General features: G+C 60.7%; 23 protein-coding genes, 1 tRNA gene and 1 pseudogene. 9 read left to right on the top strand and 16 right to left on the bottom strand.

All coding sequences use genetic code 11. From position 1 onward, the window contains the following. Window positions 1-2: 2 nt before the first annotated feature. Window positions 3-923 carry a ribosome biogenesis GTPase YlqF gene (gene ylqF / locus BGI27_RS06410; RefSeq protein ID WP_095524069.1) on the bottom strand — a complete coding sequence of 307 codons (921 nt, stop codon included), beginning with the start codon at window positions 921-923 and terminating at the stop codon, window positions 3-5. 81 nt (window positions 924-1004) lie between these two features. Here ylqF and BGI27_RS06415 point away from each other — a divergent pair, with 81 nt between their 5' ends. The 3 genes from BGI27_RS06415 (at window position 1005) to BGI27_RS06425 (ending at window position 4585) form a co-directional block, all read left to right on the top strand. After that, window positions 1005-1889, top strand: a complete 885-nt coding sequence (locus BGI27_RS06415; RefSeq protein ID WP_095524070.1) for an NAD(+) kinase — start codon at window positions 1005-1007, stop codon at window positions 1887-1889. A 10-nt stretch (window positions 1890-1899) separates the two neighbouring features. Then, entirely contained in the window at window positions 1900-3627 is a 1728-nt protein-coding gene (gene recN, locus BGI27_RS06420; RefSeq protein WP_095524071.1) for a DNA repair protein RecN, read from the top strand. A gap of 61 nt (window positions 3628-3688) precedes the next feature. Continuing rightward, complete coding sequence (locus tag BGI27_RS06425) at window positions 3689-4585, top strand: alpha/beta hydrolase (RefSeq protein WP_170942973.1); 897 nt, start codon at window positions 3689-3691, stop codon at window positions 4583-4585. A gap of 25 nt (window positions 4586-4610) precedes the next feature. Here BGI27_RS06425 and BGI27_RS06430 read toward each other — a convergent pair whose 3' ends face one another. Next, window positions 4611-5984, bottom strand: coding sequence for an MATE family efflux transporter (locus BGI27_RS06430; protein WP_170942974.1), 1374 nt, complete (start codon window positions 5982-5984; stop codon window positions 4611-4613). Between the two features lie 115 nt (window positions 5985-6099). On the opposite strand from BGI27_RS06430, the gene BGI27_RS06435 reads away from it, so the two are divergent. Further along, window positions 6100-6876: an SDR family NAD(P)-dependent oxidoreductase gene (locus BGI27_RS06435; RefSeq protein ID WP_095524107.1), complete on the top strand. Its 777-nt coding sequence runs from the start codon at window positions 6100-6102 to the stop codon at window positions 6874-6876. Between the two features lie 6 nt (window positions 6877-6882). On the opposite strand, the gene BGI27_RS06440 is transcribed toward BGI27_RS06435, so the two are convergent. After that, entirely contained in the window at window positions 6883-7203 is a 321-nt protein-coding gene (locus BGI27_RS06440; protein ID WP_095524074.1) for a putative signal transducing protein, read from the bottom strand. A 117-nt stretch (window positions 7204-7320) separates the two neighbouring features. Continuing rightward, entirely contained in the window at window positions 7321-8643 is a 1323-nt protein-coding gene (locus tag BGI27_RS06445) for a hemolysin family protein (RefSeq protein WP_223871641.1), read from the bottom strand. Window positions 8644-8949: 306 nt separating this feature from the next. On the opposite strand from BGI27_RS06445, the gene BGI27_RS06450 reads away from it, so the two are divergent. From BGI27_RS06450 to BGI27_RS06465, 4 genes and pseudogenes are all read left to right on the top strand, one after another. Beyond that, complete coding sequence (locus tag BGI27_RS06450) at window positions 8950-10215, top strand: L-lactate MFS transporter (RefSeq protein ID WP_095524076.1); 1266 nt, start codon at window positions 8950-8952, stop codon at window positions 10213-10215. Window positions 10216-10298: 83 nt separating this feature from the next. Beyond that, a complete protein-coding gene (locus BGI27_RS06455) occupies window positions 10299-10946 on the top strand; it encodes a 6-phosphogluconolactonase (RefSeq protein ID WP_095524077.1) in 648 nt (215 codons plus the stop codon). Between the two features lie 41 nt (window positions 10947-10987). Beyond that, entirely contained in the window at window positions 10988-12613 is a 1626-nt protein-coding gene (gene pgi, locus BGI27_RS06460; protein ID WP_095524078.1) for a glucose-6-phosphate isomerase, read from the top strand. Between the two features lie 359 nt (window positions 12614-12972). Further along, a pseudogene (locus BGI27_RS06465) lies at window positions 12973-13728 on the top strand (amino acid ABC transporter substrate-binding protein); the annotation flags it as partial. 1135 nt (window positions 13729-14863) lie between these two features. Here the strand turns inward: BGI27_RS06465 and BGI27_RS06470 are convergent. The 3 genes from BGI27_RS06470 to BGI27_RS06480 all read right to left on the bottom strand — a co-directional run bounded on the left by BGI27_RS06470 (window position 14864) and on the right by BGI27_RS06480 (window position 17600). Beyond that, window positions 14864-14954, bottom strand: a tRNA-Ser gene (locus BGI27_RS06470). 57 nt (window positions 14955-15011) lie between these two features. Further along, window positions 15012-15548 carry a hypothetical protein gene (locus tag BGI27_RS06475; protein ID WP_095524079.1) on the bottom strand — a complete coding sequence of 179 codons (537 nt, stop codon included), beginning with the start codon at window positions 15546-15548 and terminating at the stop codon, window positions 15012-15014. 90 nt (window positions 15549-15638) lie between these two features. Further along, window positions 15639-17600, bottom strand: coding sequence for a DNA repair helicase YoaA (locus BGI27_RS06480; RefSeq protein ID WP_095524080.1), 1962 nt, complete (start codon window positions 17598-17600; stop codon window positions 15639-15641). 249 nt (window positions 17601-17849) lie between these two features. On the opposite strand from BGI27_RS06480, the gene tfpB reads away from it, so the two are divergent. Next, a complete protein-coding gene (gene tfpB, locus BGI27_RS06485; protein WP_478210097.1) occupies window positions 17850-19544 on the top strand; it encodes a type IV pilus assembly ATPase TfpB in 1695 nt (564 codons plus the stop codon). Window positions 19545-19638: 94 nt separating this feature from the next. Here the strand turns inward: tfpB and rplI are convergent, their stop codons facing one another. The 9 genes from rplI to phbB all read right to left on the bottom strand — a co-directional run bounded on the left by rplI (window position 19639) and on the right by phbB (window position 25853). Continuing rightward, window positions 19639-20088 (bottom strand): 50S ribosomal protein L9, encoded by a 450-nt coding sequence (gene rplI / locus BGI27_RS06490; RefSeq protein ID WP_095524081.1) that lies wholly within the window; start codon window positions 20086-20088, stop codon window positions 19639-19641. Window positions 20089-20103: 15 nt separating this feature from the next. After that, window positions 20104-20376 (bottom strand): 30S ribosomal protein S18, encoded by a 273-nt coding sequence (gene rpsR / locus BGI27_RS06495; RefSeq protein ID WP_095524082.1) that lies wholly within the window; start codon window positions 20374-20376, stop codon window positions 20104-20106. Between the two features lie 2 nt (window positions 20377-20378). Next, window positions 20379-20693, bottom strand: a complete 315-nt coding sequence (gene priB, locus BGI27_RS06500; RefSeq protein WP_095524083.1) for a primosomal replication protein N — start codon at window positions 20691-20693, stop codon at window positions 20379-20381. Further along, window positions 20693-21082 carry a 30S ribosomal protein S6 gene (gene rpsF / locus BGI27_RS06505; protein WP_095524084.1) on the bottom strand — a complete coding sequence of 130 codons (390 nt, stop codon included), beginning with the start codon at window positions 21080-21082 and terminating at the stop codon, window positions 20693-20695. Before rpsF ends, priB begins: the two co-directional genes overlap by 1 nt. 105 nt (window positions 21083-21187) lie before the next feature. Further along, window positions 21188-22597 (bottom strand): FAD-binding oxidoreductase, encoded by a 1410-nt coding sequence (locus BGI27_RS06510; protein WP_095524085.1) that lies wholly within the window; start codon window positions 22595-22597, stop codon window positions 21188-21190. 1 nt (window position 22598) lies between these two features. Further along, window positions 22599-22958 carry a DnaJ family domain-containing protein gene (locus BGI27_RS06515; RefSeq protein WP_095524086.1) on the bottom strand — a complete coding sequence of 120 codons (360 nt, stop codon included), beginning with the start codon at window positions 22956-22958 and terminating at the stop codon, window positions 22599-22601. 1 nt (window position 22959) lies between these two features. After that, a complete protein-coding gene (rimO, locus tag BGI27_RS06520; protein WP_095524087.1) occupies window positions 22960-24309 on the bottom strand; it encodes a 30S ribosomal protein S12 methylthiotransferase RimO in 1350 nt (449 codons plus the stop codon). Between the two features lie 73 nt (window positions 24310-24382). Next, window positions 24383-24934 (bottom strand): polyhydroxyalkanoate synthesis repressor PhaR, encoded by a 552-nt coding sequence (gene phaR, locus BGI27_RS06525; protein ID WP_095524088.1) that lies wholly within the window; start codon window positions 24932-24934, stop codon window positions 24383-24385. Between the two features lie 178 nt (window positions 24935-25112). Further along, window positions 25113-25853, bottom strand: coding sequence for a beta-ketoacyl-ACP reductase (gene phbB, locus BGI27_RS06530; protein ID WP_095524089.1), 741 nt, complete (start codon window positions 25851-25853; stop codon window positions 25113-25115). Window positions 25854-25881 lie beyond the last annotated feature (28 nt).

The following is a 25881-nucleotide window of genomic DNA, read 5'->3' on the forward strand; positions in this document are numbered from 1 at the left end:
ATTCACTCCTCTTCTGTGCCGGAGCCCGTACTCCTGGCAGTTTCCGCCTCGGCCAGAAGGCGTTGATGCTCGGCAATCATCGCTGCACGACTCTCCGGGGTTTCCAGGCTGATGCGCCCCAGGCGGCCATCACGGTAATCCTGCAGCAGTACCAGCGCGGCTTTTTCCAGATCCAGACCGCCGCCCCGGATACGCATGCCGCGTCGCTTGGCCACCGCCTCAAGCACGGCCGGGCCATCCAGCCCTTCCGCCGCAAAGCCATAGCGCTCGGTCAGCCGCACCGGATAACGCTGCAACAGCGCATCGGCCAGAAAGCTGGCCACCTCTTCATCGATCACCGCATTGCGGCCGATGGCATGGCTTGCTGCCAACATGTAGCCGTCGCTGTCGTATTCGATCTTGGGCCACATCATGCCCGGGGTGTCGACCAGCATGTGGCGCGCATCCAGATCGGCACGCAACTGCGATTTGGTCACGGCCGGCTCATCCCCCACGGCCGAGATCTTGCGCCCGAGCAAGGCATTCATCAGCGTGGATTTGCCGACGTTTGGAATGCCCATGATCATCATGCGCAAGGGCTTCACATTATCGTTGCGGTGCGGCGCCAGCGCGCGGCAGAGTGCCGGCACGCGGGCAACGTCGGAAGCCTTCTTGCAGGAAAGTGCCACCGCCTTCACGCCGGGTTGCGCATCGAAATAGGCCAGCCAGGCCGCAGTGGCTTCTGGATCGGCCAAGTCTGTCTTGTTGAGGATTTTCAGGCACGGGCGCTGCCGATGCGCACGCAGCTGCGCGATCATCGGGTTGGCGCTGGCCATGGGCAGGCGAGCATCAAGCACTTCGATGATCACGTCGATATTGGCCATGGCGTCGGCGGCCTTCTTGCGCGCCGAGGTCATGTGGCCGGGAAACCACTGGATGGGCATGGAAAATCCGTTCGCGGACGACAGCACGCATTGTCCCACGCCCTGCCCCGTCTGCGCGCCCCTGTGGTTTAATCGCGAGCCATGAACGAGGAATTCCGCATCGTTGCCCTGGTCGGCAAATATCAAAGCGCAGACGTCGCCGAGTCGATCACGCGCATGGCCTGCTTCCTGCAAGAACACGGCCTGGAAGTCTGGCTGGAAGAAGGCACGGCACAGACCGTCGGCCGCCAATGCACGGAGCGGGTGGCAAGCTTCGACGTCATCGGCGAGCATGCCGATCTGGTCATCGTGATCGGGGGCGACGGCAGCATGCTCACGGCGGCACGCGCGCTGGCCGGCCACAACCTGCCCGTGGTGGGCATCAATCAGGGACGCCTGGGCTTTCTCACCGACGTTTCGCGTGAAGACATGTTCACGCGCATCTCCGATATCCTCGAAGGCCGTTTCCTGCGCGAACGCCGCTCGTTGCTGGAGGCCGAGGTCTGGCGGCATGGCGCCAGGGTGTTCACCACCACGGCGCTCAATGACATCGTGCTCTCACGCGGCGAGATCGGCCGCATGATCGAATTCGAACTGCATGTGGATACCGAATACATCTACTCGCAGCGCTCCGACGGCATCATCGTTTCCACGCCGACGGGCTCGACCGCCTATGCGCTGTCGGCCAACGGCCCGATCCTGCATCCGCGTCTGGCCGGCATCGTACTGGTGCCGCTGTGTCCGCATGGACTCACCTATCGCCCGCTGGCGCTGGCGCAGGACAGCGTGGTCGAACTGGTCATCCTGGGCGATCGCCGCTGCATGCTGCACAGCGACGGTCAGACACTGTTCGAGACCCTGCCCGGCGATCGCGTGCGTGTGCGCCGCTCCACGCACGGCGTGACGCTGCTGCACCCGGAAAATTACAGTTACTTCGCTGTGCTGCGTGAAAAGCTCCACTGGAGCGCGCCGCCACACCTCTCGTGAGACCTTCCCCATGCTGCGTCGTCTGCTGATCCAGGATTTCGTGCTGGTCGATCGTCTTGAGCTGGATTTCCGCCCCGGCTTCGGTGCCCTGACCGGCGAAACCGGAGCCGGCAAGTCCATCCTTCTCGACGCACTGTCGCTGCTGCTGGGCGAGCGTGCCGATGGTGGCATGGTACGCACGGGTCGCGAGCGCGCCGATCTGAGCGCCGAATTCGATCCCTGCGCGGAAGCGCAAGCCTGGCTGCGGGCCAACGATCTGGCCGTGGAAGACGACGGAGTGCTGCTGCGCCGTGTGGTGGATGCCGGCGGCCGCTCGCGTGCGTACATCAACGGCACGCCGGCCACCGCCACGCAATTGCGCGAACTGGGCGACTACCTCGCTGACATTCACGGACAGCACGCCCACCAGGCACTGCTGCGCAACGACGCCCAACGGGAGCTGCTGGATGCCCACGCCGGGCTGACGCCATTGGCCCGTGAAGTTTCCGACCTGTGGCGAGCGCTACAGACCGCACGCCGCGCACGCCAGGAAGCCATGGCAGGCATGGAGGCGCTGCTGCGCGAGCGCGAGCTGCTGAGCCACCAAGCCGAGGAACTTGGCCGGCTGAATTTCGAGCCAACCGCCTGGGACGCCGTCAATCAGGAACACACTCGTCTGGCCAATGCCGCCGGCCTCATCGAAGGCGCCACGACCGCATTGGAAGCCATCAGCGAACGGGATGCGCCGCTGAGCAGCGAGACCGAACGCCTGGCAGCCCGGTTGAGCGAACTGGCTGCGCATGACCCGGCCCTGAATGAAGTGAGCGAACTGCTCTCCGAAGCAGCAATCCGTCTGGAAGAAGCCGGCCATGCCTTGCGTCGCTACCAGGATCGCCTGGAGCTTGATCCGGCCCGCCTGCGCGAGGTCGAACAACGGATCGAGGAGGTGATCGGCTGCGCGCGCAAATACCGAGTCGGCCCCGAAGAACTGCCGACCTTGCTCACCCAGGCCAATACGCGCCTGGCGCAACTCACGGATCTTGCCGATCCGGAAGCCCTGGCAGCACGCGAAGATGCGGCAAAGCAAGCCTTTCTCAAGCGCGCCGAGGTACTTTCACAGCAGCGCGCCAGCGCAGCCGCCAAACTTGGCGAGGCGGTCACTGAAGCCATGCAGGATCTGGCCATGAGCGGTGGCCGCTTCGAAGTGGCCTTGTTGGTAGAACCTGAAGGTGCCGGCTTCGGGCTGGAACGCGTGGAATTCCAGGTCGCTGCCAATCCCAGCCAACCCTTGAGACCGCTGGCCAAGGTGGCCTCGGGCGGCGAACTGTCACGCATCGGCCTGTCGATCCAGGTCATCACCTCCGAAGCGCAGGCCGTACCCACACTGATCTTCGACGAGGTCGATACCGGCATCGGCGGACGTGTGGCCGAGATCGTCGGCCGCCGGCTGCGCGAACTGGGCACAAAACGCCAGGTGCTGTGCGTTACCCATCTGCCGCAGGTGGCCGCGCAAGCCAACTGGCAATGGCGCGTGAGTAAAGAGCAACGCGACGGGCAGACGCTCTCCAGCCTCCTCACGCTGGATGAAACCGGGCGCATCGAAGAGATCGCACGCATGCTGGGCGGTGTGAACATCACCGAAACCACACGCAACCATGCCGCAGAACTGCTGGGGCTCGAGGTACGGCACACAGCGCGGATCTGTAACAGAAACGCGCAACGACGATCAGGCAGGCATCGCCGTTTGGGTGGATACTGATGGCAGCCATGTCCTTCAAGGACAAAGGCTCCGAATCCCATCGCAGTACGAAAATCACCTCATGACCGCCAGCCTCACCCATCTGCAGCGCATTCCTCTCTGGCCTGATGCCCCCCCTGGTTCCGTGGGCATCTCCCTCACCGAAACCATCGAAGAGCGCAGCCCGGACACGGCCCAATTCCGTGACCGCGCCGTCACCGCCATCGGCAGCCCCAGCATCACCGCCTGGCTGCCGGAAAAGCCCAACGGCAGCAGCATCGTGCTTGCCCCTGGCGGTGGCTATGTACGCGTGGTTCTGGACAAGGAAGGCCACGAGATCGCGCAATGGCTCAATAGTCTCGGAATCACGGTCTTCATCCTGCTCTATCGCCTGCCCGGCGAAGGCCACGCCGCGCGCGAAACCGTGCCGCTGCAGGATGCCCAGCGCGCACTGCGACTGGTACGCGCCAACGCTGCAGCCTGGGGGCTGACGCCGGACCGCATAGGTGCCATGGGCTGTTCAGCCGGTGGCCATGTGATCGGCTCACTGGCAACGATGTTCGACCGCAAGGTCTATACCGCCATCGACAGCGCCGACGCACAATCGGCACGCCCGGACTTCGTCAGCCTGCTCTACCCGGTGCTCACCATGGACGAACGCTGGGCCCACCCGGGCTCACGGCTGAATCTGCTCGGCGACACACCGGATGACGCCACGGTGGCGGCCTGGTCCTGCGAGCAACAGGTCAGCCAGGCCACACCGCCCTGCTTCATCACCCATCCGGGAGACGATGCCTCGGTGCCTGTCGAGAACTCCCTGATGCTCTATCGTGCCTTACGTGAAAAGCGTCTGGACGCCGCCCTGCATGTGTTCGAGGCTGGCGGCCATGGTCACGGCATCCGCCTCGCCCAAGGCAAACCGGTATCGATCTGGACGGACGTGTTCACGCACTGGCTGCGCGGCCACAAATATCTCTGAGCACGCAGGAGCTGGCTCCGTCCGCTCAGGCGGACGGACGCTTCATGTGCTGAAGGATGCGTCGCCGCGTGTGTCGCGCATGCTGCACCCATCCGCCGGCCATCCAGCGGCCGGCCATGACGAAGCCGCGACAGCACTCGTCGGCGGCATAGCCGACCCAGATGCCGGCGAGCCCCCAGCCCCAATGCACGCCGCACAGCCAGGCCAAGCCAACGCCGAAGACGAAGACCGACACGGCGCTGACCTTCACCGGAAAGCGTGCATCTCCGGAGGCGCGTAGACCACTGGTAACCACGATGTTGAAGGTCCGGCCGAATTCCAGTCCCAGCTCGATCAACACGATCAGACCGACCAGCTTCAATATCTCGGGATCGGCCGTCAGCTTGCCCACGACGACAGGCGTCAGCCAGGCGGACAGCAGCGCGCAGATCATGATTGCCGCCAGCCCCCACCAGGTGGCGCGCCACAGCAAGCGATTGGCCTCACGCAAACGCCCGGCTCCCACGTGATGGCCGACCAGAATCTCGGTGCCGAAACCCACCGAATTGGTAAACAACGTGACCAACTGCACTGCCTGGAAGACGTAGGCATGCGCCGCCAGGGCTGCCTGTCCCAAGCTGGCGACCATCGCCACACTGATGATGAAACTCACCCGCCAGGCGACCTTTTCTCCGGCACCGGGCAGGCCTATATGAAGGATCGCGGCCAGCGGTGCACGTTGCAGGCGCAGCCAGTCGCCCGCGCGCAGGGTGATGCCCAGCCATTGCCGCCAGACGCGCCAGGCCAGGGCCACCGCACAGACACGCGAGATCGCCATCGCCAGCGCCATGCCTGGCAGCCCCCAATCATCCCAACTTCCTATGCCCAGCATCAGAGGTACCGACAGCAGCACCTGGGCGAGATTCATGCCGAGCACGATCTTTATCGACTCGCGGGTATAGGTGAAGGCGCGCAGCACGGCGATCATCGTCATCGACACCGCATCGAAAAGCAGCGCCAGGCCGAGCACGGTCATGTAGGGCACACCGATGGGCATCAACTCCGCCGGCAGATGCATCGCCACAAGAATGGGCGCCGATCCCAGTCCGAGCAGCAGCAGGGTAGCCAGCCCGACCCAGGCCGAAGCCGCCAGCCCCGTACAAGCCACGCGACGTGCCCCCGCCTTGTCGCCCGCACCGTGATGCTGTGTTACCACCACGCTGGCGCCAATGCTGATCACGCGGAACAGGATCTGCAAAGCACCGAATATCTGCCCCACCAGGCCAAAGGTGGCCACGGCACCGTCCGAAATCCGGCTCGTGAGCCAGAACCCGAACAGCGCCATCAGCACCATGAAGAGGTTTTCGACGAAGATCGGCCAAGTGATCGGAAACAGGCGAAGTTGTGCTGCATTTTGCATGTCTGCGATTTTAGCGTTCCACACAGGGTTTGCCTGACAAAGCTTGTGGCAAGATGGCTCTCGGTGCAGACGCTGGTTATCCTTGAGGCTTTTGGATCTTCGACAAGGAGCAGTCATGTTCAACGACCTCGCCGGCAAGCGCGTACTCATTACCGGATCCACCATGGGCATCGGCCTGGCCACCGCTCAAGCTTTCGCAGCCCTGGGGGCCAAGGTAGGCATCAATGGCCGCCGCGCTCCGGAGAATCTCGCCAGCCTGCTCGATGGCATGCATGCCGCAGACGGAGAAGCTGCCTTCTTCGCCGCAGACCTCTCCAGCCGAGAAACCTGCCACCAGTTGGTAGCAGATTTCGTCACACGCTTCGGCGGCATCGATGTGTTGATCAACAATGCCGGCGGCCTGGTCGGGCGCAAACCCCTGCCGGAAATCGACGACGACTTCTTCGACGCCGTGAATGATCTGAACATGCGCTCGGCCCTGGCCTGCACCCAGGCTGCGCTGCCGTATCTGAAGACCGCAGCGCAAACCAGTGGCCAGACCAGCGCGGTGATCAGCGTGGGGTCGATTGCCGGCCATACCGGTGGCGGACCGGGCGCAGCGCTTTATGGCGCGGCCAAGGCTTGGCTGCACAACATCCACAAGAACTGGGTGGATTACCACACGGCCGACGGCATCCGCTTCAACATCGTCTCGCCTGGCGTGGTGGACACTGCCTTCCATGCCGACAAGAACGAAGAAGTACGCCAGCGCATCAGCAGCGGAATTCCGATGGGGCGGTTCGGCAAACCCGAAGAGGTGGCGCCGGCCTTTCTTTTCTTCGCCTCGCACGCCTGCGCTGGCTACATCACGGGGCAGATCCTGGATGTGAATGGCGGACAGTTCATGCCCTGAATTCGCTCAACCGAACAGGTGCGCAACCAGGAAGCCCAGTACGGCGCCTGTCAGCAATCCGATCCAGAAGCGATCAGCGGATGCCGGCTCCGATGCGGGAGCTGGCATATCGGCCGGCTGAACGGTTTCCCAGGCCAGTACCCGCTCACGCGCCCTGACGTAGTTTTCTTCATCGACCACGACTCGCACGAAACCCGCCGCTGCGAGATCTCCTACGGCGCCTTGCAACTGCTCGCCCTGTACCCGGGCGGCAAAGCCTTCCTGACAGAGCAGATCGCAGACCATGTGCGCATCCAGCGCGTTGGCTGCTTCATAGACACAACGCATGGACACCTCCCGACGAGATCCGGCATTGAATGATCGGGATACCTTCCCGCGCCTGACGCGGGAGGTTTTCAGGACCTCCGATGGCAGGCCGCCACATATGGGGGCCTGCCATCGGCCTCAGGACTCCAGCACCGGCAGATCGAGCGGTGCCTGCGGCAGGGTCAGCAGCACCTTGTCCACGCGGTGCTTGTCCATGTCGACCACCTCGAAGCGCATGCCAAGGCATTCGAAGTAATCCGCCGGGCGCGGTACGCGCCCCAGCATGTGCATGACGAAACCACCGATGGTGTGGAAACGGCCAGAATCGAAGCCAGGCAGCTCCCCGAGCTCGAAAAGATCGGCAAAGCGCTCCAGCGTCATGGAAGCATCCAGCAGCCAGCTGCCATCCTCGCGTTGCACTGCGTCGGCTTCGGCTTCTTCATCGTCGGCCGGCATCTCGCCGACGATGGCGGTGAGTACATCGGTCAGCGATACGACGCCTTTCAGCTCGCCATATTCATCGACGACCAGCGCAAACTGCACACGCGACTTGCGGAAATTTTCCAGCAGTTGCGAAGTGGTCACAGTTTCCGGCACATACAGCGGCGTACGGGTTGCTGCTTCGATATCGAGTTGCTCACCAGCCAGTGCGGGCTTGAGCAGATCAGCAACGTGCAACACGCCGATGATGTTCTCCAGCCCGTCACGACAGACCACCAGACGACCGTATTCGCTGTCGGCAATAGTCTTGCGTGCATCCTCGATGTCTTCCAGATCGATGAATTCCACGTCCTTGCGTGGCGTCATGATGGTGCCGATGCGTTGCTCGTCCAGGCGCAGCACGTTGGAGACGATTTCCTGCTCGCTCTCGTGGAACACGCCGGCTTCCGCGCCCTGCTCCATCAGCACCTTAATTTCTTCGTTGGTCACCGGCGGCTCTCCCGAGCGGCGGGTAGCGTTGAAGAAGCGCAGGATGGCGTCACTGGAAACTGAGAATAGCCAAACCAGTGGCTTGGTAGCATGAGCCAGCCAGACCATGGGACGGGCGATGAACGAGGAGATGCTTTCCGGTGCCAGCAAGGCCAGGCGCTTGGGCACCAGTTCGCCCAACACAACGGAAAGATAGGTGATGAACACCACGACCGCGCCCACGGAAAGCGGACGGGCATAACTGGTCAGCCATTCGAACTGGACCAGCCAGGCTTCGATCGGACGGGCCAACGCATCCTCACCGACGACGCCGCTGAGAATCCCGATCGAGGTAATGCCGACCTGGATGGTCGACAGGAAGGAAGACGGTTCGTCATGCAGCCGTATTGCGACCTCTGCGCCCTTCGAACCTTCGTCTGCAAGCCTTTGCAAACGGGCCTTGCGGGAAGACACCATGGCAATCTCTGACATGGCAAAGATCCCGTTCAGGGCAATCAGCAGCAACAGCAGCAGGAACAAATTCATACTCATACAGGGGTGCCGGCCAGATCCGGCTAGGGATGAACACAGCTGCAGCATAACATGCTCATTTTTCCGGGCTGGGCATGAGGAGTACTCGGTGCCATCCGGCCCGACACCCAATGCGGATCCATCAAGGGTATCCACGGCCAACAAGTCCGCTCCAACGGTGACGCGAGCCCTCGCATACCGGAAGAATGTCGCGGCGCAGCAAAGATTCTCAGAAAAAATCCTTGATAATCATCAATCAAGACGCGCTCCAGCTATCAGAGACTGATCAAAGTCTCATTTCGGCAACATTCACTTGAGGTATCCCAAATGAAGAACCGATGGCTCATCGCCCTGGCTGCAGTAGGTATCCACATCTGCATAGGCTCGGCTTACTCCTGGAGCGTGTTCTCCAAACCCCTGCAGGCAGCCTTCGGCTGGAGCCTCAAGGAGGCCAACCTGACTTTTGGCATCGCAATCTTCTTCCTGGGCATGTCTGCCGCAGTGATGGGGCACTACGTCGAGCGTAACGGCCCGCGCAAGGCTGGCATGCTGGCCGCCATCTTCTGGGGGCTCGGCCTGATCGGTGCCGGCCTGGCAACCAAGATCGGCAATCTCTGGCTGTTGTGGCTCTCCTATGGCGTGATAGGCGGCATAGGCCTGGGGACAGGCTATGTGACGCCCGTCTCCACGCTGGTCAAATGGTTCCCGGACCGCCGCGGGCTAGCGACCGGGATGGCCATCATGGGTTTCGGCTTCGCTTCGATGATCGCCGCGCCCATCATGGCCAAGCTGATCGAGGCGCTGGGCGTTTCCACCACCTTCTTCATCATGGGCTCCGCTTACCTGGTGATCATGATGTCTTCCGCGCGTTACCTTGAGCCGCCGCCCAAGGACTGGAAACCAGCTGGCTGGGACGGCTCCATGGCCAACAAGAACGTCAAGGCGGACCTTTCCAACGTGACGGCCAACGAAGCGGTACGCACAAAACCCTTCTACGGCTTGTGGATCATGATGTTCATCAACATCACTTGTGGCATCGCGATCATTTCGGTCGCCTCACCACTGGCACAGGAAGTCACCGGCATAAGCGCGCTGGCCGCAGGCGCCATCGTGGGTCTGGTCGGCGTATTCAACGGGCTGGGCCGTATTGGCTGGGCCACGGCATCCGACTATCTGGGCCGGCCGAACACCTACATCATCTTCTTCGCCTTCCAGATCGTAGCGTTCTACTTCCTGCCCTCGCTGTCAGCCGCGCTGATCTTCCAGGTCGTGCTGTATGCAATCATGACCTGCTACGGCGGCGGTTTCGCCACGCTGCCGGCCTACATCGGCGATCTCTTCGGCACCAAGCAGATTTCGGCGATCCATGGCTACGTGCTTACTGCCTGGGCCATGGCCGGCGTGGTCGGCTCCGGCCTGGCCTCCTTCCTGCGCGAACAGACCGGCAGTTACGCTGCCATGATGCAGGTGTTTGCGGCGATCTTTGCTGTCGCGTTGGTGGTTTCCATTGCCATGAAGATCTATGTCGCACGCGCTCACGCCGCAAGGCAGCGGCCCGATCGCGATCAACTGGCAACGGAAAAGGCCGTCTGACGGCCTGCCACCCTGCGCAGGGAAGCCCGCCCTGACCCGGCGGGCTTTTTTATTGTCAGAATGACGGCTTCAAGGAGCCTGCAATGGACATTCGACTGCACTCTGCCTCAGATACAACCAGCCTGGATCTCGCGCTTGCCGATCACGTCGGTAGACATCTCGATGCTGCATTAGTCGCGCGTGGCGAGGCTTGGCTGGTGGTTTCCGGCGGACGCACGCCACAAGGCCTGTTTGCGCATCTGGCGCGGCAGCCACGCAATTGGTCGCGTGTATCCGTCACCTTGGCCGATGAGCGCTGCATTCCTGCCGACGACGCCCTGAGCAACACCCGCCTGATCCGTGAGCATCTGCAACAGAAAACTGCCGCTGCCCTGCGTTTCGTACCGCTAACAGAAAACACGCACTTTCCTGCGCAATTCGATTTCGTGCTGCTAGGCATGGGAGATGATGGCCATACCGCTTCCATTTTCCCCGACAGTCCGCAACGCGATGCCGCGCTGGCCATCGACGCTCCGGACTGGCTGCAAGTCGATGGTGGCAATCCTGTACCACAACGCATCACTCTGAGCGCTCGTCGCCTGCTCGCCAGCCGCTCGCTGGCACTGCATGTAACCGGCGAACGCAAGTGGCAGCTCCTGGCTCAGGTACTGGCCCGACCACAGCCCGCACTGCCGGTCAGCCAACTGTTGCATGCGCCACACCCTGACAAGGCCCTTTTCTGGGCCCCCTGAACAACACAGCCTGCAGACTGAAAACCGGATAGTTCTTCATCATGAACCCTGCTCAAACCACTGCCTGGACCGGACTCGCCGAGCATGCCACCCGGCTGGCATCGCAACACCTGCGCGAGCTCTTTGCCAACGATCCTGCACGCGCCATGCGCCTGCGCGCCCAGGCTTGCGGCATCCTGCTCGACTATTCAAAGAACCGGGTCGATGGCCCTGTGCTGCACGATCTGCTAGCCCTGGCCGAAGCTTGCGGCCTGCACGCACGCATCGAAGCGATGTTCACCGGAGCGCCCATCAATGGCACAGAAGGCCGCGCCGTGCTGCACACGGCGCTGCGCAGCCAGGACGACACGCCCGTATTCGTCGCCGGTGAGAATATCCTGCCCGCAATCCGTGCCGTACGCGCGAGCTGTCACGTCTTTGCCGGACGTGTACGCAGTGGCGAATGGCGAGGCTATGACGGCCAGACCATCACCGACGTCGTCAATATCGGCATCGGCGGCTCCGATCTAGGGCCGCTGATGGTCTGCGAGGCACTCAAACCCTATGCCGACGGACCGCGGGCACACTTCGTCTCCAACGTCGACAGCCTGCATCTGACGCAAACACTGGCCACACTGGACCCAGCCCGTACCCTGTTCATCATCGCCTCCAAGACCTTCACCACGCTGGAAACGCTCACCAATGCGCGCACTGCTCGTGCCTGGCTGGTTGCGGCTGGAGGTGAGGCAGCAGTGGCCCGCCATTTCGTGGCGGTCTCCACCAATGCGGAAAAGGTGGCGGCCTTCGGCATCGATCCGACCAACATGTTCGGCTTCTGGGACTGGGTGGGAGGCCGCTACTCACTGTGGAGTGCCATTGGCTTGCCTATCGCGCTCGCCATCGGCCCGCAACGCTTCGACGAACTGCTGGCAGGCGCCTACGCCATGGACCAGCACTTCCGCCATGCGCCACTGGACAGAAACCTGCCCGTGCTGATGGCCCTGCTGGGCATCTGGTACGTCAATTTCCTCGATTGCCACAGTCAGGTCGTCGCTCCATACAACCAGACTCTGCACCGCCTGCCTGCCTTCCTGCAGCAGCTGGACATGGAATCCAACGGCAAGCGGGTGCGCGGCGATGGGGAGGCTGTCGGCTACGCCACTGGTCCGGTGATTTGGGGAGAGCCCGGCACCAATGGCCAACATGCCTTCTTCCAGCTCTTGCACCAGGGTAGCCAGATCATCCCCGTCGACTTCATCCTCGCTCTCAAGCAGCCAGGCCAGATCGCGGTCCACCGGCGTGCACAGATCGCCAACTGTCTGGCCCAAGCAGCTGCATTGATGCAGGGCAAGACCGAGGACGAAGTCCGCGCGGAGATGCGGGCAAAAGATATCCCTGATGGCGAGATCGAAAAACTGCTGCCACACCGAGTGTTCCCGGGCAATCGACCGAGCAATCTGCTACTGATGGACGATCTCTCGCCCGAAAGCTTGGGTGCGCTGCTGGCGCTGTATGAACACAAGGTCTTCGTGCAAGGCGTGGTCTGGGGAGTCAACTCCTTCGATCAATGGGGCGTGGAGCTGGGCAAACAGCTCGCCAGCGGCCTGGAGCAACGCCTGGACGGCAGCACTACACCAGCCTACGACCCGTCCACCGAAGCGTTGCTGGCCTATATCGCCCGGCAATGACTCTTCCGGTCGCAATGGCCGGCCATTTCCGGAGCATCGCCGGGCATAAGCCCGGCATCCCCGCCCTGATACTGATACCGCCGCGGGCATGCTACTTGCAGTTTTCTGTCATCCATCGACGCCAGGAATACAGATCCGGTTGACCTGGATACAACGGCCAGGCGCATTGCTAGGAAATGCCCCCACAGCCTGAGCCGCTCCCGCTTTCCGTTCTCAAGGAGTGTTGCATGCATTTCCCAAGACTGGCCATGCTCGTCATGTGCCTGGCACTGCCCATGGCCCACGCAGCCGATACGCTGGACCGAATACGCCAGACGCAGACTATCACCATCGGCAACTGAGAGGCTGCCCGCCCTTTCTCCTTCCTGACGCCAGAAGGCCAGGCGAGTGGCTATTCCATTGAGTTATGCCATAAGGTTGTAGAGCGTATCCGCAAGGAACTCAAGCTCTCCGAACTGAAGCCCCGTTATGTCACCGTCAGTGGCGCCGAGCGCATTCCCAAGCTGCTGAGTGGTGAAATCGACCTGGAGTGCGGCTCTACCACCAACACCAAGGCACGACAAGAACAAGCCGCGTTTTCCTACACCATCTTCGTCGCCGGCATGAAGGTGCTTACGCGCAAGGACGCGAGCATCTCGGACATCCGTAGCCTGAATGGTGCAGGCGTGGCACTGAGCAAGGGCACGACCTCTGAAAAACTCTTCCTGCAACTACGCGAGAAGGAAATCCAGACCATGGCCTTGCAGACTTTTCCTTCGAATGTCGAGGCGCTCAAAGCACTGACCGAAGACAAGGTATCCGCCTTTCCGCAGGATGACGTCCTGCTCTCCGGAGTCATCTCCACCCTGCCGGACCGTGACCGTTACATCCTCGCTGGAGAATATCTCTCCATTGAGCCCTACGCGATCATGGTTCGCAAGGAAGACAAGGCACTGCTTGCGTTGGTCGATGCCACGCTGGCCAGCCTCTATGGTTCTGGAGAAATTCATCGCATCTACGACCGCTGGTTCAACACCAGCCAGTTGCAAGTACCGATCTCCCGACTCACACGCGAAGCCTTCACACGCCCCTCACGTGACTCCGGTTTCGCCAAAGTTCTGGGCTACACGCTGTAGGAATGATTCGATAGTAAAAAAGCCCCATTTGGGGCGCTTTTTTTTGTTCGTGGCGGGGACCTCCTCTCTTCCAGGAAGAACGGAGGGCATACCGGGGTTGATGGCACGGCTGATCTATGGCGCGGTGCTTCGGGTGCATGAGTGCTGCACGCTGCTGATGCCCGGCATTAGTCGTTGGTATTGGGAGACACTCGTGCTCTGCATTCCTAAAGGGTCCAAGCCCCGTCGCGCCTCCCAACGCATTCATTGCGGCGCCCCCATAGAACTCATGCCTCATCCTTCACGTTTGTCGTGCGCTGAATTGGAGCCACGGACTCAGGGGAACCTCAAGGGTCCCAGAATCGCAACGGTGTCTGGCTGCATGGTCGTCATCCCTAGCAGCTGTTCCGAAGGAGGGATATCGCCCCCGTGTTGTTTGAAGTCAGACAACCAATTCTCAAAAGCAATCCCTAAGGGCTTGGCGTGGCAAAGAAACAAGCCTAAGGCAGGATGTGCCACAAAGAACTCCGATCTGAAACCATATCAGGGCACCTCGGGAACGCACAGCAGCATCTGTCCCGCACGCGCCCCCAAGCACCGGAGCCATCCGCAATTCGGTTTCACGACGAGGCTAGGGCTAATCGCGGACACTCACTCCCTCTGCACACCCAAAAAACTGCCTAAACCGGGAAGTCTAGAAGGGATTTCCCCCGCACTACCTGAGTCGCCCCAGCTTCCCTAGACAGTTCCAAGCTCCATGAAATACTGCTTTTCGTAGCCTATCGGAGGCATGCCATTCGCCTTACTTTGCTGATGCCATTCTTATGGATGAGATTACCGTTCTCGTCGTATTAATAGCTAGTAGCCTCACCACACTGAAGGAGCCGGCTGTTGATGCCATAGTCTAGTCGCCGCCGAACCTGCGGTGGTAGGCACGGTTGGCCACAGTGCCGAGCGCGAAGGTTCCCGAGGGGGATGGTGCCCAGTTCGCCATACGCATTGTAGCCGTGCCAATCTTCGTCCGCCCAGATAAGTCGGCACTGAAACTTCTCTATCCAGAAGAAAGCGTGTTTGAAGCACGTGCGCAAATATGGACGAGATGTGGTGTGGGTAAAAACAAAAAAGCGCCCTGAAAGGCGCTTTCTGTCTATGTTTCTGGCGGAGAGGGGGGGATTCGAACCCCCGTCAGGATATTATCCTGAACACGCTTTCCAGGCGTGCGACTTAAACCACTCATCCACCTCTCCGCGAAGCTCGGCATTATAGCCAGGCTCTGACCAAGGAGGCAAGATCTCTTCACTCTTTCAACGAAGCAAAGGCTTGACGCGTGCCTTGAAAGCCGCAGCATGCTCTGCACGTTGCGTCTGGTTGAGTGCGACGATGATCTCGTTACCCAGCCGGATGTACTCGCGAAGGCAATCCGCCTTGTTCAGCTGTTTCTGGAAGGCGCGTGCACGTTGCGGAAAATGTTCCCGTGCAACTTCAGCGTAAAGCTTCTGCAGCGCCTGAAAACGCGCATCTTCATCCCCCATGAGGGTCGTTGCCACAGCTTCGGAGATCGGAGCCTCCATGACAGGCGGCACCATTGAAACCGGAATCGCGTCGGCCTTCTGTTCGATCAACCCTGCAATCTGCAGATGCTGGAAATGCTGTTGATCCTCATAGCCGATTCCCACGCCGGACAGTGTGCTGACCAGGTCGAACACGCTGCGACAGCCATCGATCATGATCAGCAGGGAGCGAGCGCGAGGGTGCAGACGCAGGCGTCGCAGCTGGATTTCCTCGACTCCGGCCGGAGTCTTGGTGAAGACCAAACCATCCATCTGGATTTCTTTCAACATTGTTTGGGATTACTGCATAAGAATAATTCTTATGCCCCCGTATTTTCAATGTGTTGTTGAACCAAACCGTGACAAAGCGCTTGGCGGCATTCAATCAGCCAACACTGCGGGTGGAGGCAGGGTCCCCAGGAAGCGGCAGACTTCGTCCTCAACGCGGGTGCGGCGCATCGGTGGCAGGCTCTGCCAGACACGGCGGCCATAGGGCTTGGTGATCATGCGAGGATCACACACCATCAGCACACCTCTATCGCGCTCCGAGCGGATCAGGCGACCCGCCCCCTGCTTCATACTGATCACCGCACGCGGCAACTGATATTCCATGAAGGGATTGCGCCCCTGCTTTTCCAGCCAGGAAACACGTGCCTTCAGCACGGGATCATCGGGAGGGGAGAATGGCAGCTTGTCGATGATCACAACCGACAGCGCATCGCCCGGAACATCCACGCCCTCCCAGAAACTCTGGCTGGCCACCAGCACCGCATTGCCCAGCTGACGGAAACGCTCCAGCAGTTCACTGCGCGAGGCCTGCCCCTGGATCAGTAGCGGAAAATCCAGTGCCAGACGGTGAAAGCGTGCCTCCAGCCCTTCATGCAGCGTCTTCATCGCACGCAAGGATGTACACAACACGAAGGTTCGCCCTTGGGCGGCCCGGATCACCGGCACGGCGGCTTCGAGCACGGCATCCAGGTAGGCGGGGCTGTTCGGGTCGGGCATATTGTCTGGCGCATACAGCATGGCCTGCTCGCCGTATTCGAAGGGGCTCCCCCAGATACCGGTCTCCGGCGCGGGGTCCAGCGCATCCAGCCCCAGCTCGCCACAGTAATGACCAAAGCTCTTACCGACCGCCAGGGTGGCCGAGGCAAATATCCAGCTCTTGGCATTGCCTTCCACCTGCTTGCGAAAAATCTTAGCCACCCGTAGCGGCGTAGTATTGAGCGTGGCGGACTGGCTAAATACCTCCACCCAGCGGATGCTGTCGGGCTGATTAAGGCGACGCCAGTTCATCAGGCGCTCATGTATTTCGGTGGCACGCTGCCAACATTTTTCCAGCCCTTCGGAGCGCTCCGCCTGCGACTCGGCCAGTTGGACGAAATGCTCGAGTTCGGCTTCGACGCCATCCAGCGCGCTACCGAAGCCAGCCCGGTCAGCCACCTGATCGAAGGACAGGCGCGCATTCTCGCCCGGAATGGCCAGACGCAGATCCTTCGCAGCCTTCTCCAGGGTACGGGTGGCTTCTTGCAAGGGCAGGAAATCCCGCGCAGAGGCGAGTACTTCATGCCGTGTGTCGCGCGCCAGATCCAGCATCTGCCCGGTGGAAACCGAATCCCCAAAGAACATCGAGGCTGTTTCCGGTAGCTGATGTGCCTCGTCGAAAATCACGGTGTTGCAGGCGGGCAGCAGCTCCCCCATCCCTTCGTCACGCAACATCACGTCGGCAAAGAACAGATGATGGTTCACTACCACGACGTCCGCCTCCTGCGCCGCTCGCCGCGCCGCCATCACGAAGCATTCCTTGGCATTGGGGCATTCCTGGCCCAGGCAGTTGTCCCGCGTGGACGTAGCCGCCAGCCAGACGGTGGAATCTTCGGGCACTCCGGCACATTTGCTTTTGTCGCCCGTCTGTGTATGCAGTAACCAGCGGGCTATGGTCCGGATGTGCGCGGCGTCCTCGCGATTGAGGAACCGGCCCTCCAGCTGGGCACGCGCAATATGGTAGTGGCAGGCATAGTTCTGCCGACCTTTGAGCAGCGCCACGCTGACAGGCACCTTCAGCGCCTTCCGTACGGCAGGCAGATCGCGATGGAAGAGCTGATCCTGTAAGGTTTTGGTACCGGTGGAAACGATAACCTTACCGCCAGACAACAATGCCGGCACCAGATAGGCGAAGGTTTTGCCCGTACCTGTTCCCGCCTCGGCCACCAACAGGCGGTTGCCATGGATGGCACGCGCGATCGCCTGCGCCATCTCCAGCTGCTGGGGACGCGGGCGAAAACCGGGGATCACGCGGGCGAGCGTGCCCTCGTCGCTGAAGTGGGGAAGCAGGTCAAGCATGGGCGGGCGATCTTAGCACGCACGGCCCTGCCCTCACCGCCGGACAAATTGCTGCAAAGCCCGTCGGCTGCGCATTGCCGGCAACCACACAGGGAGCTAGAGTGCGCAGGCCTCGCTGAAAGATAGATGTCATGAACATGCCCACCGGAACACGCACACACGCAGACGCTGATCGCCGCCTTTCGCTCAAGGAGATCCTGCACCTGTTGATCGAAGACGAACTGGGTTTCGCGCGGGGACGCCGAACGCATCCATCACGAGCGACATCGCCACAAAGCCGGACAGCACCCCCTCGCACTCATTGCAGAGCATCAGCTCAAATCATTGCAGCCCCCTCATCGGCTGCTGCATCTGGAAACCCTGACCGAATGGCTGGCGGGAAAACTGGAGGTGGAGTACTTCCACATCGATCCGCTGAAGATCAACTTTGCAGCCGTCACCGAGGTAATGACTGCTGCCTACGCGGCGCGCTTGCAGGTCTTGCCGGTGCAGGTCAGTCCACACGAGGTAATGATCGCCAGCGCGGAGCCCTATGTCCGTGAGTGGGAACGGGAGCTGCAACCCGTACTGCGGCGCCCTATCCGGCATGTTTTCGCCAATCCGGCCGACATCCGCCGCTATCAAGTGGAGTTCTACAACCTCGCCCGCTCGGTCAAAAAGGCCTCGCAAGACGAGCAGTTGCGTAGCGGGGTCAGCAATTTCGAACAACTCGTTGAACTTTCCAAGACCAATCGCCAGTTCGATGCCAACGAACAGCACATCGTTTCCATCGTTGACTGGCTCTGGCAATACGCCTTCGAGCAGCGCGCCTCGGACATCCATGTGGAGCCACGCCGTGAGATGGGTATCGTGCGCTTTCGCATCGACGGGGCGCTGCATCAGGTGTATCAACTGCCGATGTCCGTCATCAATGCGATGACGAGCCGCATCAAGATCCTCGGCCGAATGGATGTGGTGGAGAAACGCCGCCCGCAGGATGGCCGCATCAAGACCCGCACACCGCAGGGCACCGAGGTGGAACTGCGGCTATCCACACTCCCCACAGCCTTTGGCGAAAAGCTGGTGATGCGCATTTTCGACCCGGATGTGCTGGTGCGTGGATTTCCGGAACTGGGCTTCTCGCCGGATGATCTCTCCCGCTGGCAACACATGACCTGTCAGCCCAACGGCATCATCCTGGTTACCGGCCCTACCGGTTCGGGCAAGACCACCACGCTTTACTCCACACTCAAGCAACTGGCCACCCCGGAGGTCAACGTCTGCACCATCGAAGATCCGATCGAAATGGTGGAGCCCGCCTTCAACCAGATGCAGGTACAGAACAGTATCGATCTGGGTTTCGCCGATGGAGTGCGCGCACTGCTGCGTCAGGACCCGGACATCATCATGATCGGCGAAATCCGCGATCTGGAAACTGCCGAGATGGCGATCCAGGCAGCACTCACAGGCCACCTGGTGCTCTCAACCTTGCACACCAACGACGCGCCCTCGGCCATCACTCGACTTCTGGATCTGGGAGTGCCGGCTTATCTGATCAACGCCACCCTGCTTGGCGTGATGGCTCAGCGTCTGGTGCGTACCCTGTGCCCGCATTGCAAACGCATCGTCCCGGCACAAAACGAGCATGAAACCGCATGGCGCCAGCTGGTTGCCCCCTTCAAGGCGGCCATGCCTTCCCAATTGCATCAGGCCACAGGCTGCCTTGAATGCCGCAATACCGGCTATAGCGGCCGAGTGGGGATCTACGAAACCTTGCTGATGTCACCGGCACTACGCACACAGATCCAGCAGCAGGCCGATCTCGCCACCATTCGGCAGCAGGCCATGCGCGAGGAGATGAAACCCTTGCGCATCTCAGGCGCCCTGAAAATCGCCCAGGGGCTCACCACGCTGGACGAGATCCTGCGCGTGGCACCGCCCTCACAAGACGAAATGACAGGCTGACTACCTATACCCAATCATTCCATTTCCCACGGACGGAATACCAAAAGAAAAAGGCTGCCCGAAGGCAGCCTTTTTTCAGCACAAAGTGCACCTATCAGTGTTCGCCGAGCACCGAAACAGTGATGTTGGCCAGCACGTCGGTGTGCAGAGCAACTTCAATCTGGTTGTCACCAATGGTCTTGATCGGGCCATTGGGCATACGGACACCAGACTTCTCGACCTTGTGACCCAGCGCTTCGAGCGCCTCAGCGATGTCAGCGTTGGTCACGGAGCCGAACAGGCGACCATCCACGCCGGCCTTGCGGACCAGCTGAACGGTAAGACCTTCGACCTTGCCAGCAGCAGCTTGTGCCTCGGCCAGCTTTTCGGCAGCGACCTTTTCCAGCTCGACGCGGCGAGCTTCGAACTCGGCCAGGTTGTTGGCGTTGGCACGCTTGGCGCGGCCGCTGGGGATCAGGAAGTTGCGCGCGTAGCCGTCCTTCACATTGACCACGTCACCGAGATTGCCCAGGTTGACGACCTTTTCAAGCAGAATGATTTGCATCGTGTATCCCCCGGATTACTGGTGCAGGTCGGTGTACGGCATCAGCGCGAGGAAACGCGCGCGCTTGATGGCGGTCGACAGCTGGCGCTGGTAGTGGGACTTGGTCCCTGTGATGCGGGCCGGCATGATCTTGCCGTGTTCGGTGATGAAATCCTTCAGGATTTCGATGTCCTTGTAGTCGATCTCTTCGATCTTCTCGGCAGAGAAGCGGCAGAACTTGCGGCGCTTGAACAAGCCACCACCACGATTGCCGCCCTTCTTTTCATCCTTCTTGGGCCTGAATGCCATGATTAATTTCCTTCCAACAATTCAAATGTTCTGACGTGCAACACCGGATTGCGATTTTTCGCGCTTTTTGCGCCGAGAAACCCTTCGATCAGGATCGAAGTCCCCAGTGGCACCACCTCAATCTGTTGCGCTACCGCGCCAACCGCCCTGATAGCAAGTTCGCAGGAGACTTCACGTTCTACCTCCGCCTCGACCTGTCGCGAACCATGTTCGATCCGCAGATCCAGGACCGGAACCCTCGCCGGCGTCCAGCGCAGCGCTTCACGCGCCACCAGAATGCCGCCGATGCGGACCGTGTTCTCTGCTCCCTGCGGCATCAAGCCTCGGGTTGGGCAGATGCCTCGGGCTTGGTTTCTTCAGCAGCGGCCGGGGTCAGCGAACGGGACTTCTCTTCCTTCATCATCGGGGAAGGTGTAGTCACGGCCTTCTTGGTACTGATGGTGAGGTGGCGCAGCACGGCGTCATTGAACTTGAACGCGTGCTCGATTTCGTCGAGAGTTTCCTGGTCCACTTCAATGTTCATCAGAACGTAGTGGGCCTTGTGGATCTTCTGGATCGGGTAGGCCAGTTGACGGCGGCCCCAATCTTCCAGACGGTGGATCTGCCCATTGCGCGAAGCCACGAGGGTCTTGTAGCGCTCGATCATAGCGGGCACTTGCTCGCTCTGATCCGGATGGACGATGAAAACGATTTCGTAATGTCGCATGCGGACTCCTTACGGGTTGGAAACAGCCCCCCGGCATGCGTACCGGTGGAGCAAGGGAACCAAAGATTCTAAACGGATGCTTGTCGACAGGCAAGCACGACTATTTCAAAGCAGCTTTCCGGGGTTAAACAAGCCACGCGGATCCAGCGCTTGCTTGATACGGGCCATTAATTCCAGTTCCAGCGGAGACTTGTAGCGCCGGATCTCCTCGCGCTTGAGCTGGCCCAGACCATGCTCTGCAGAGATGGAACCATTCAGACTGGCCGCCACGTCATGCACGATACGATTGACCTCTGCCGTGCGTGCCACCAATGCTGTATTCGCTTCTCCACCTTCGCGCATGGATGCGTTGTAGTGCAGATTGCCATCCCCGGCATGGCCGAATGCCACGATGCGGACACCGGGAAATGCCGCCTGAAGTGCAGTATCCGCGCGTTCGAGAAAGGTCGGGATGGCGCTGACCGGTACCGAAATATCGTGTTTGATGCTGATGCCGTCCTTTTTCTGCGCCTCCGAGATATTCTCGCGCAAGGCCCACAAGGCCTCCGCTTGTGCCTCGCTCTGCGCCAGCGCGGCATCGAGCACCCAACCACGGCCGAAGCCTTCTTCGAGCACCCGCTCGCAAAGACTGACCAAGGGTGACGCTGCATCCCCGTCGGCCAGTTCGACCAGCGCATACCAGGGCGCTCGCGTCTGCAACGGTCGGGCACAGATCGGCATGCGTGCGAGCAGCAGTTCATGCGCTTCCGCACTGACGATTTCGAATGCGCTCAGGCGCTCGCCGCACCGCCCTTGCAGGAGCGATAGAAAATCCATCGCTGCTGACGTGTCGGCCATCGCCAGCCAGGCCACACTGCGTGTGGCAGGTAAAGGATGAAGCTTGAGCACGGCTGCGGTGATGACACCCAGCGTACCTTCGGAGCCCACGAAGAGCTGCTTGAGGTCATAGCCAGTGTTGTCTTTGCGCAGCCCGCGCAAGCCATCCCAGATACGGCCGTCAGCCAGCACCACTTCCAGTCCCAGGGTTAGCTCGCGCATATTGCCGTAACGCAGCACCTGTACGCCTCCTGCATTGGCAGCCAGGTTGCCGCCAATCTGGCAGCTTCCTTCGGATGCCAACGACAGAGGAAACAAACGACCCTGTGCCCTGGCAGCTTCCTGGACAACCACCAGTGTGCAACCGGCCTCGGCCGTCAGGGTAGCATTCACCGGGTCCACAGCACGGATGCGGTTAAGACGAGAAAGCGATAGCAGCACCTCTCGCCTGCCCGCATGTGGTACGCCAGCGCCCACCAATCCCGTATTGCCCCCCTGCGGCACGATGGGTACGCCAGCTTCGGCACACGCGCGCACCACTGCGGCCACCTCCTCCGTGCTGGCAGGGCGCGCCACGCAGAGCGCTTCGCCACGATAGCGTCCGCGCCAGTCTTCCTCGTAGGGGGCGCAAGCCGGGCCGGCCGGCAACACGTGAGCGTCACCGAGCTGATTGCGCAGGTTATCGATCAGGGATTGCATGTCAGGGTTTGCGCGCCAGGGCGTCAAGATACTCGGGCAGGATGGCCAGTTGCGGCTTGCCCGCCTCCGCCAACCACAGATTGATGCGTGTGAGGCGGGCAAGCAGGCTGGCCCGCCCTGCATCCGTACTGGCCAGGCTGGTCAGCTGACTGGCCAGCGCCACCGCCTCACGATGCTTTTCCAGCTCTGGCGGCAGATAGCCGGAGTTGCGCAGTACACGATAAGCCGCCCGCTGATCTGCGGGCACGAAGCTCAGATCTTCGTCGGGCAATGGGCGGCCCGCGCCCTCCAGATGTTCAAACACGCCCTCCGCGAGCGCTCGCTCGATATTCTGCTCAGCCAGAAGATCGAGCAACAGCATGTTATTGCTCCGCCCACAGCGGTTCGGCGTAGAGATCATGCACGTCGCAATCGGTCACCCGCACCTGGTAGAACTTGCCAACTTCCATCTCGCTGCCTTCGGGCACGATCACCAGACCATCAATCTCGGGAGCATCCCCTTCGGAGCGGCAAATGGCGCCTTCGTCAGGATCGATCTCATCGACGATGACCACGATCTCACGCCCGATTTTCGCTTCCAGCCGCTGGGTCGAGATGTCTTCCTGAAACTCCATCAGGCGTTGGCGACGCTCTTCGCGCAATTCGGCAGGCACGGCGTCCGGCAAGACGTTGGCGGTAGCACCTTCGACCGGTGAATAGGCAAAGCAGCCGACACGATCAATCTGTGCCTCGCCCAGGAAGTCCAGCAACTGATTGAAGTCGTCTTCCGTCTCTCCCGGAAAACCAGTGATGAAGGTCGAGCGGATCGTCAGCTCCGGGCAGATCTCGCGCCAGCGACGGATGCGCTCCAGATTGTTCTCGGCACTTGCCGGCCGCTTCATGGATTTCAGGATGCGCGGGCTGGCATGCTGAAAGGGCACATCCAGATAGGGCAGGATGCGGCCCTCGGCCATCAACGGCAGGATGTCGTCCACGCTGGGATAGGGATAGACGTAGTGCAGCCGGACCCATACGTCGAGCTGCGCCAGCTCCTGACATAACTCCTGCAGACGGGTCTTGACCGGACGGCCATTGACGAAACCCGTGCGGTACTTGAGATCGACACCATAGGCGCTGGTGTCCTGTGAGATTACGAGCAGCTCGTTCACGCCAGCATCGACCAGCGTCTCGGCTTCGCGCACCACGTCATGGATCGGGCGCGACACCAGATCCCCGCGCAAGGACGGGATGATGCAGAAGGTGCAACGATGGTTGCAGCCTTCCGAAATCTTCAGGTAGGCGTAGTGATCCGGCGTCAGTCGGACCCCCTGCGGCGGCACCAGATCGGTGAAGGGGTCGTGAGGTCTTGGCAGGTGTTGATACACAGCGCTCATCACTTCGTCTGCCGCATGCGGCCCGGTCACAGCGAGCACCTTGGGGTGCGTCTGTTCCACGATGCCGCGCCCTGCCCCATCCTTCTTCGCGCCCAGACAGCCGGTAACAATCACCTTGCCATTCTCGGCCAGCGCCTCGCCGATCGCATCCAACGATTCCTCTACGGCGGCGTCAATGAAACCGCAGGTATTTACGATCACCAGGTCGGCACCATCGTATTGCGGCGCAATATCGTAGCCCTCGCCACGAAGGCGGGTGAGGATCTGCTCGGCATCGCTCGACGCCTTGGGACAGCCGAGGGAGACAAATCCCACGCGGGAAGTATGTTGCTTGTTCAAGGAATGCTCTCTGTGTAAACGTCACGAGCCTGCGCCACGGCGCAGGCTCATAGGCAGTGATGGGACGGATAGTTTATTTGCGTTCCTGGGTTTCGTCACTGGCGAACGGAAACGCGCTGAACATGTTGCGCGCCTGGCTGTTGATCTGGTCCTGCATCTGCGAAAACATGCGCTGAGTCTGCTCCATGTAGGTTCCCATCATGTTCTGCATGGCAGGCCCTTGGAAATTCAGGAACTGGGTCCACATATCCTTGCTCATCGGACTGTTCTCGCCGTAGAGCGCACTGGTCTGCTCCTGCAGTTTGGCCTGCATCTCGGAGAAAGCCTTGATGTTGTTCTCCAGATAACGCCCCATGAAACCCTGAATGGCATTGCCGTAGAAACGGATCATCTGTGCCAGCAAATCGCTGGTGAACATCGGTGCGCCGCCGGACTCCTCCTCGAGGATGATCTGCAGCAGGATGCTGCGGGTGATGTCTTCGCCAGACTTGGCGTCGACCACCTGGAAGCTGTCTTGCGCGAGAACCAGATCACGCACGTCGGCCAGCGTGATGTAGCAACTGGAGACCGTATCGTAGAGCCGGCGGTTGGGGTATTTCTTGATCAGTCGGATAGCTTCAGCCATGTTGCCTTGTCCCCAGTGTGGTTTTCATGTTGCGCTGCGGGGCGGATTATAACAGTGCGCAAAAACGGCCCTGCAGCAAGCTGCAAGGCCGTGTTGCGAACAAATGTCACAGCATCGGGCGTGACCGCAAAAATGCCAAGGATGCATCGGCAGGTGGGCACAGCGAGACCAGCGCCGCTCAACACATATGCAGGCCGCCATTGATATTGAGGGTAGCGCCCGTAATGAATCCGGCCTTGTCGGACGCCAGATAGGCACACAGATCGCCAATCTCATCGGGTCGCCCCAGGCGGCCAACCGGAATGGTGGAGATGATTTGCTCGCGCACTTCTTCCTTGATCGCCATGACCATGTCGGTCCCGATATAGCCGGGGGCAATGGCGTTCACGGTCACACCCTTCCTGGCGACTTCCTGCGCAAGTGCCTTGGTGATGCCGAGAATACCGGCCTTGGCCGCTGAATAGTTGGCCTGACCAAACTGCCCTTTGACGCCGTTGACCGAAGAAATATTGATCACACGCCCGAAACCACGCTCAGCCATCAGTGGCAGCAACGGATGCGTCACGTTGAAGACGGAATCGAGGTTGGTGGAAAGCACCGCATCCCACTGGCTCTTGTCCATCTTGCGGAAGACCGAATCGCGCGTGATGCCGGCATTGTTGACCAGAACGTCGATCCGGCCGATCTCTGCCTCGATCTTTCTGATCATGGCCTCACACTGCGCGTAGTCGGTGACGTCAGCCTCACCGATCTTGAAATCGAATCCTTCAGCCCGTGTCTTTTCCAGCCATTCCTTGGCTGGAGGAAAGTCCGGCAGGCAATTGGCTACCACGGTCCAGCCATCGTTGGCCAGAGACTTGCAGATCGCAGTGCCGAGGCCGCCCATGCCACCTGTCACCAACGCCACATTCTTTGCCATTTGCATCTCTCCTTCTTCAGATCATCGC

It is taken from the genome of Candidatus Dactylopiibacterium carminicum (assembly GCF_014736495.1).
Lineage (GTDB): Bacteria > Pseudomonadota > Gammaproteobacteria > Burkholderiales > Rhodocyclaceae > Uliginosibacterium > Uliginosibacterium carminicum.

Bases quoted from the DNA above. Each gene is read 5' to 3' on its own strand.
- BGI27_RS06435 (WP_095524107.1), top strand. From the start codon at position 6,100: ATGTTCAACGACCTCGCCGGCAAGCGCGTACTCATTACCGGATCCACC.
- BGI27_RS06510 (WP_095524085.1), bottom strand. From the start codon at position 22,597: ATGCAATCCCTGATCGATAACCTGCGCAATCAGCTCGGTGACGCTCAC.
- phaR (WP_095524088.1), bottom strand. From the start codon at position 24,934: ATGGCTGAAGCTATCCGACTGATCAAGAAATACCCCAACCGCCGGCTC.
- BGI27_RS06480 (WP_095524080.1), bottom strand. From the start codon at position 17,600: ATGCTTGACCTGCTTCCCCACTTCAGCGACGAGGGCACGCTCGCCCGC.
- phbB (WP_095524089.1), bottom strand. From the start codon at position 25,853: ATGGCAAAGAATGTGGCGTTGGTGACAGGTGGCATGGGCGGCCTCGGC.
- BGI27_RS06415 (WP_095524070.1), top strand. From the start codon at position 1,005: ATGAACGAGGAATTCCGCATCGTTGCCCTGGTCGGCAAATATCAAAGC.
- BGI27_RS06515 (WP_095524086.1), bottom strand. From the start codon at position 22,958: ATGCTGTTGCTCGATCTTCTGGCTGAGCAGAATATCGAGCGAGCGCTC.
- recN (WP_095524071.1), top strand. From the start codon at position 1,900: ATGCTGCGTCGTCTGCTGATCCAGGATTTCGTGCTGGTCGATCGTCTT.
- rplI (WP_095524081.1), bottom strand. From the start codon at position 20,088: ATGCAAATCATTCTGCTTGAAAAGGTCGTCAACCTGGGCAATCTCGGT.
- BGI27_RS06455 (WP_095524077.1), top strand. From the start codon at position 10,299: ATGGACATTCGACTGCACTCTGCCTCAGATACAACCAGCCTGGATCTC.
- pgi (WP_095524078.1), top strand. From the start codon at position 10,988: ATGAACCCTGCTCAAACCACTGCCTGGACCGGACTCGCCGAGCATGCC.
- BGI27_RS06445 (WP_223871641.1), bottom strand. From the start codon at position 8,643: ATGAGTATGAATTTGTTCCTGCTGCTGTTGCTGCTGATTGCCCTGAAC.
- rpsF (WP_095524084.1), bottom strand. From the start codon at position 21,082: ATGCGACATTACGAAATCGTTTTCATCGTCCATCCGGATCAGAGCGAG.
- BGI27_RS06425 (WP_170942973.1), top strand. From the start codon at position 3,689: ATGACCGCCAGCCTCACCCATCTGCAGCGCATTCCTCTCTGGCCTGAT.
- BGI27_RS06440 (WP_095524074.1), bottom strand. From the start codon at position 7,203: ATGCGTTGTGTCTATGAAGCAGCCAACGCGCTGGATGCGCACATGGTC.
- BGI27_RS06430 (WP_170942974.1), bottom strand. From the start codon at position 5,984: ATGCAAAATGCAGCACAACTTCGCCTGTTTCCGATCACTTGGCCGATC.
- rpsR (WP_095524082.1), bottom strand. From the start codon at position 20,376: ATGGCATTCAGGCCCAAGAAGGATGAAAAGAAGGGCGGCAATCGTGGT.
- priB (WP_095524083.1), bottom strand. From the start codon at position 20,693: ATGCCGCAGGGAGCAGAGAACACGGTCCGCATCGGCGGCATTCTGGTG.
- ylqF (WP_095524069.1), bottom strand. From the start codon at position 923: ATGCCCATCCAGTGGTTTCCCGGCCACATGACCTCGGCGCGCAAGAAG.
- BGI27_RS06475 (WP_095524079.1), bottom strand. From the start codon at position 15,548: ATGTTGAAAGAAATCCAGATGGATGGTTTGGTCTTCACCAAGACTCCG.
- BGI27_RS06450 (WP_095524076.1), top strand. From the start codon at position 8,950: ATGAAGAACCGATGGCTCATCGCCCTGGCTGCAGTAGGTATCCACATC.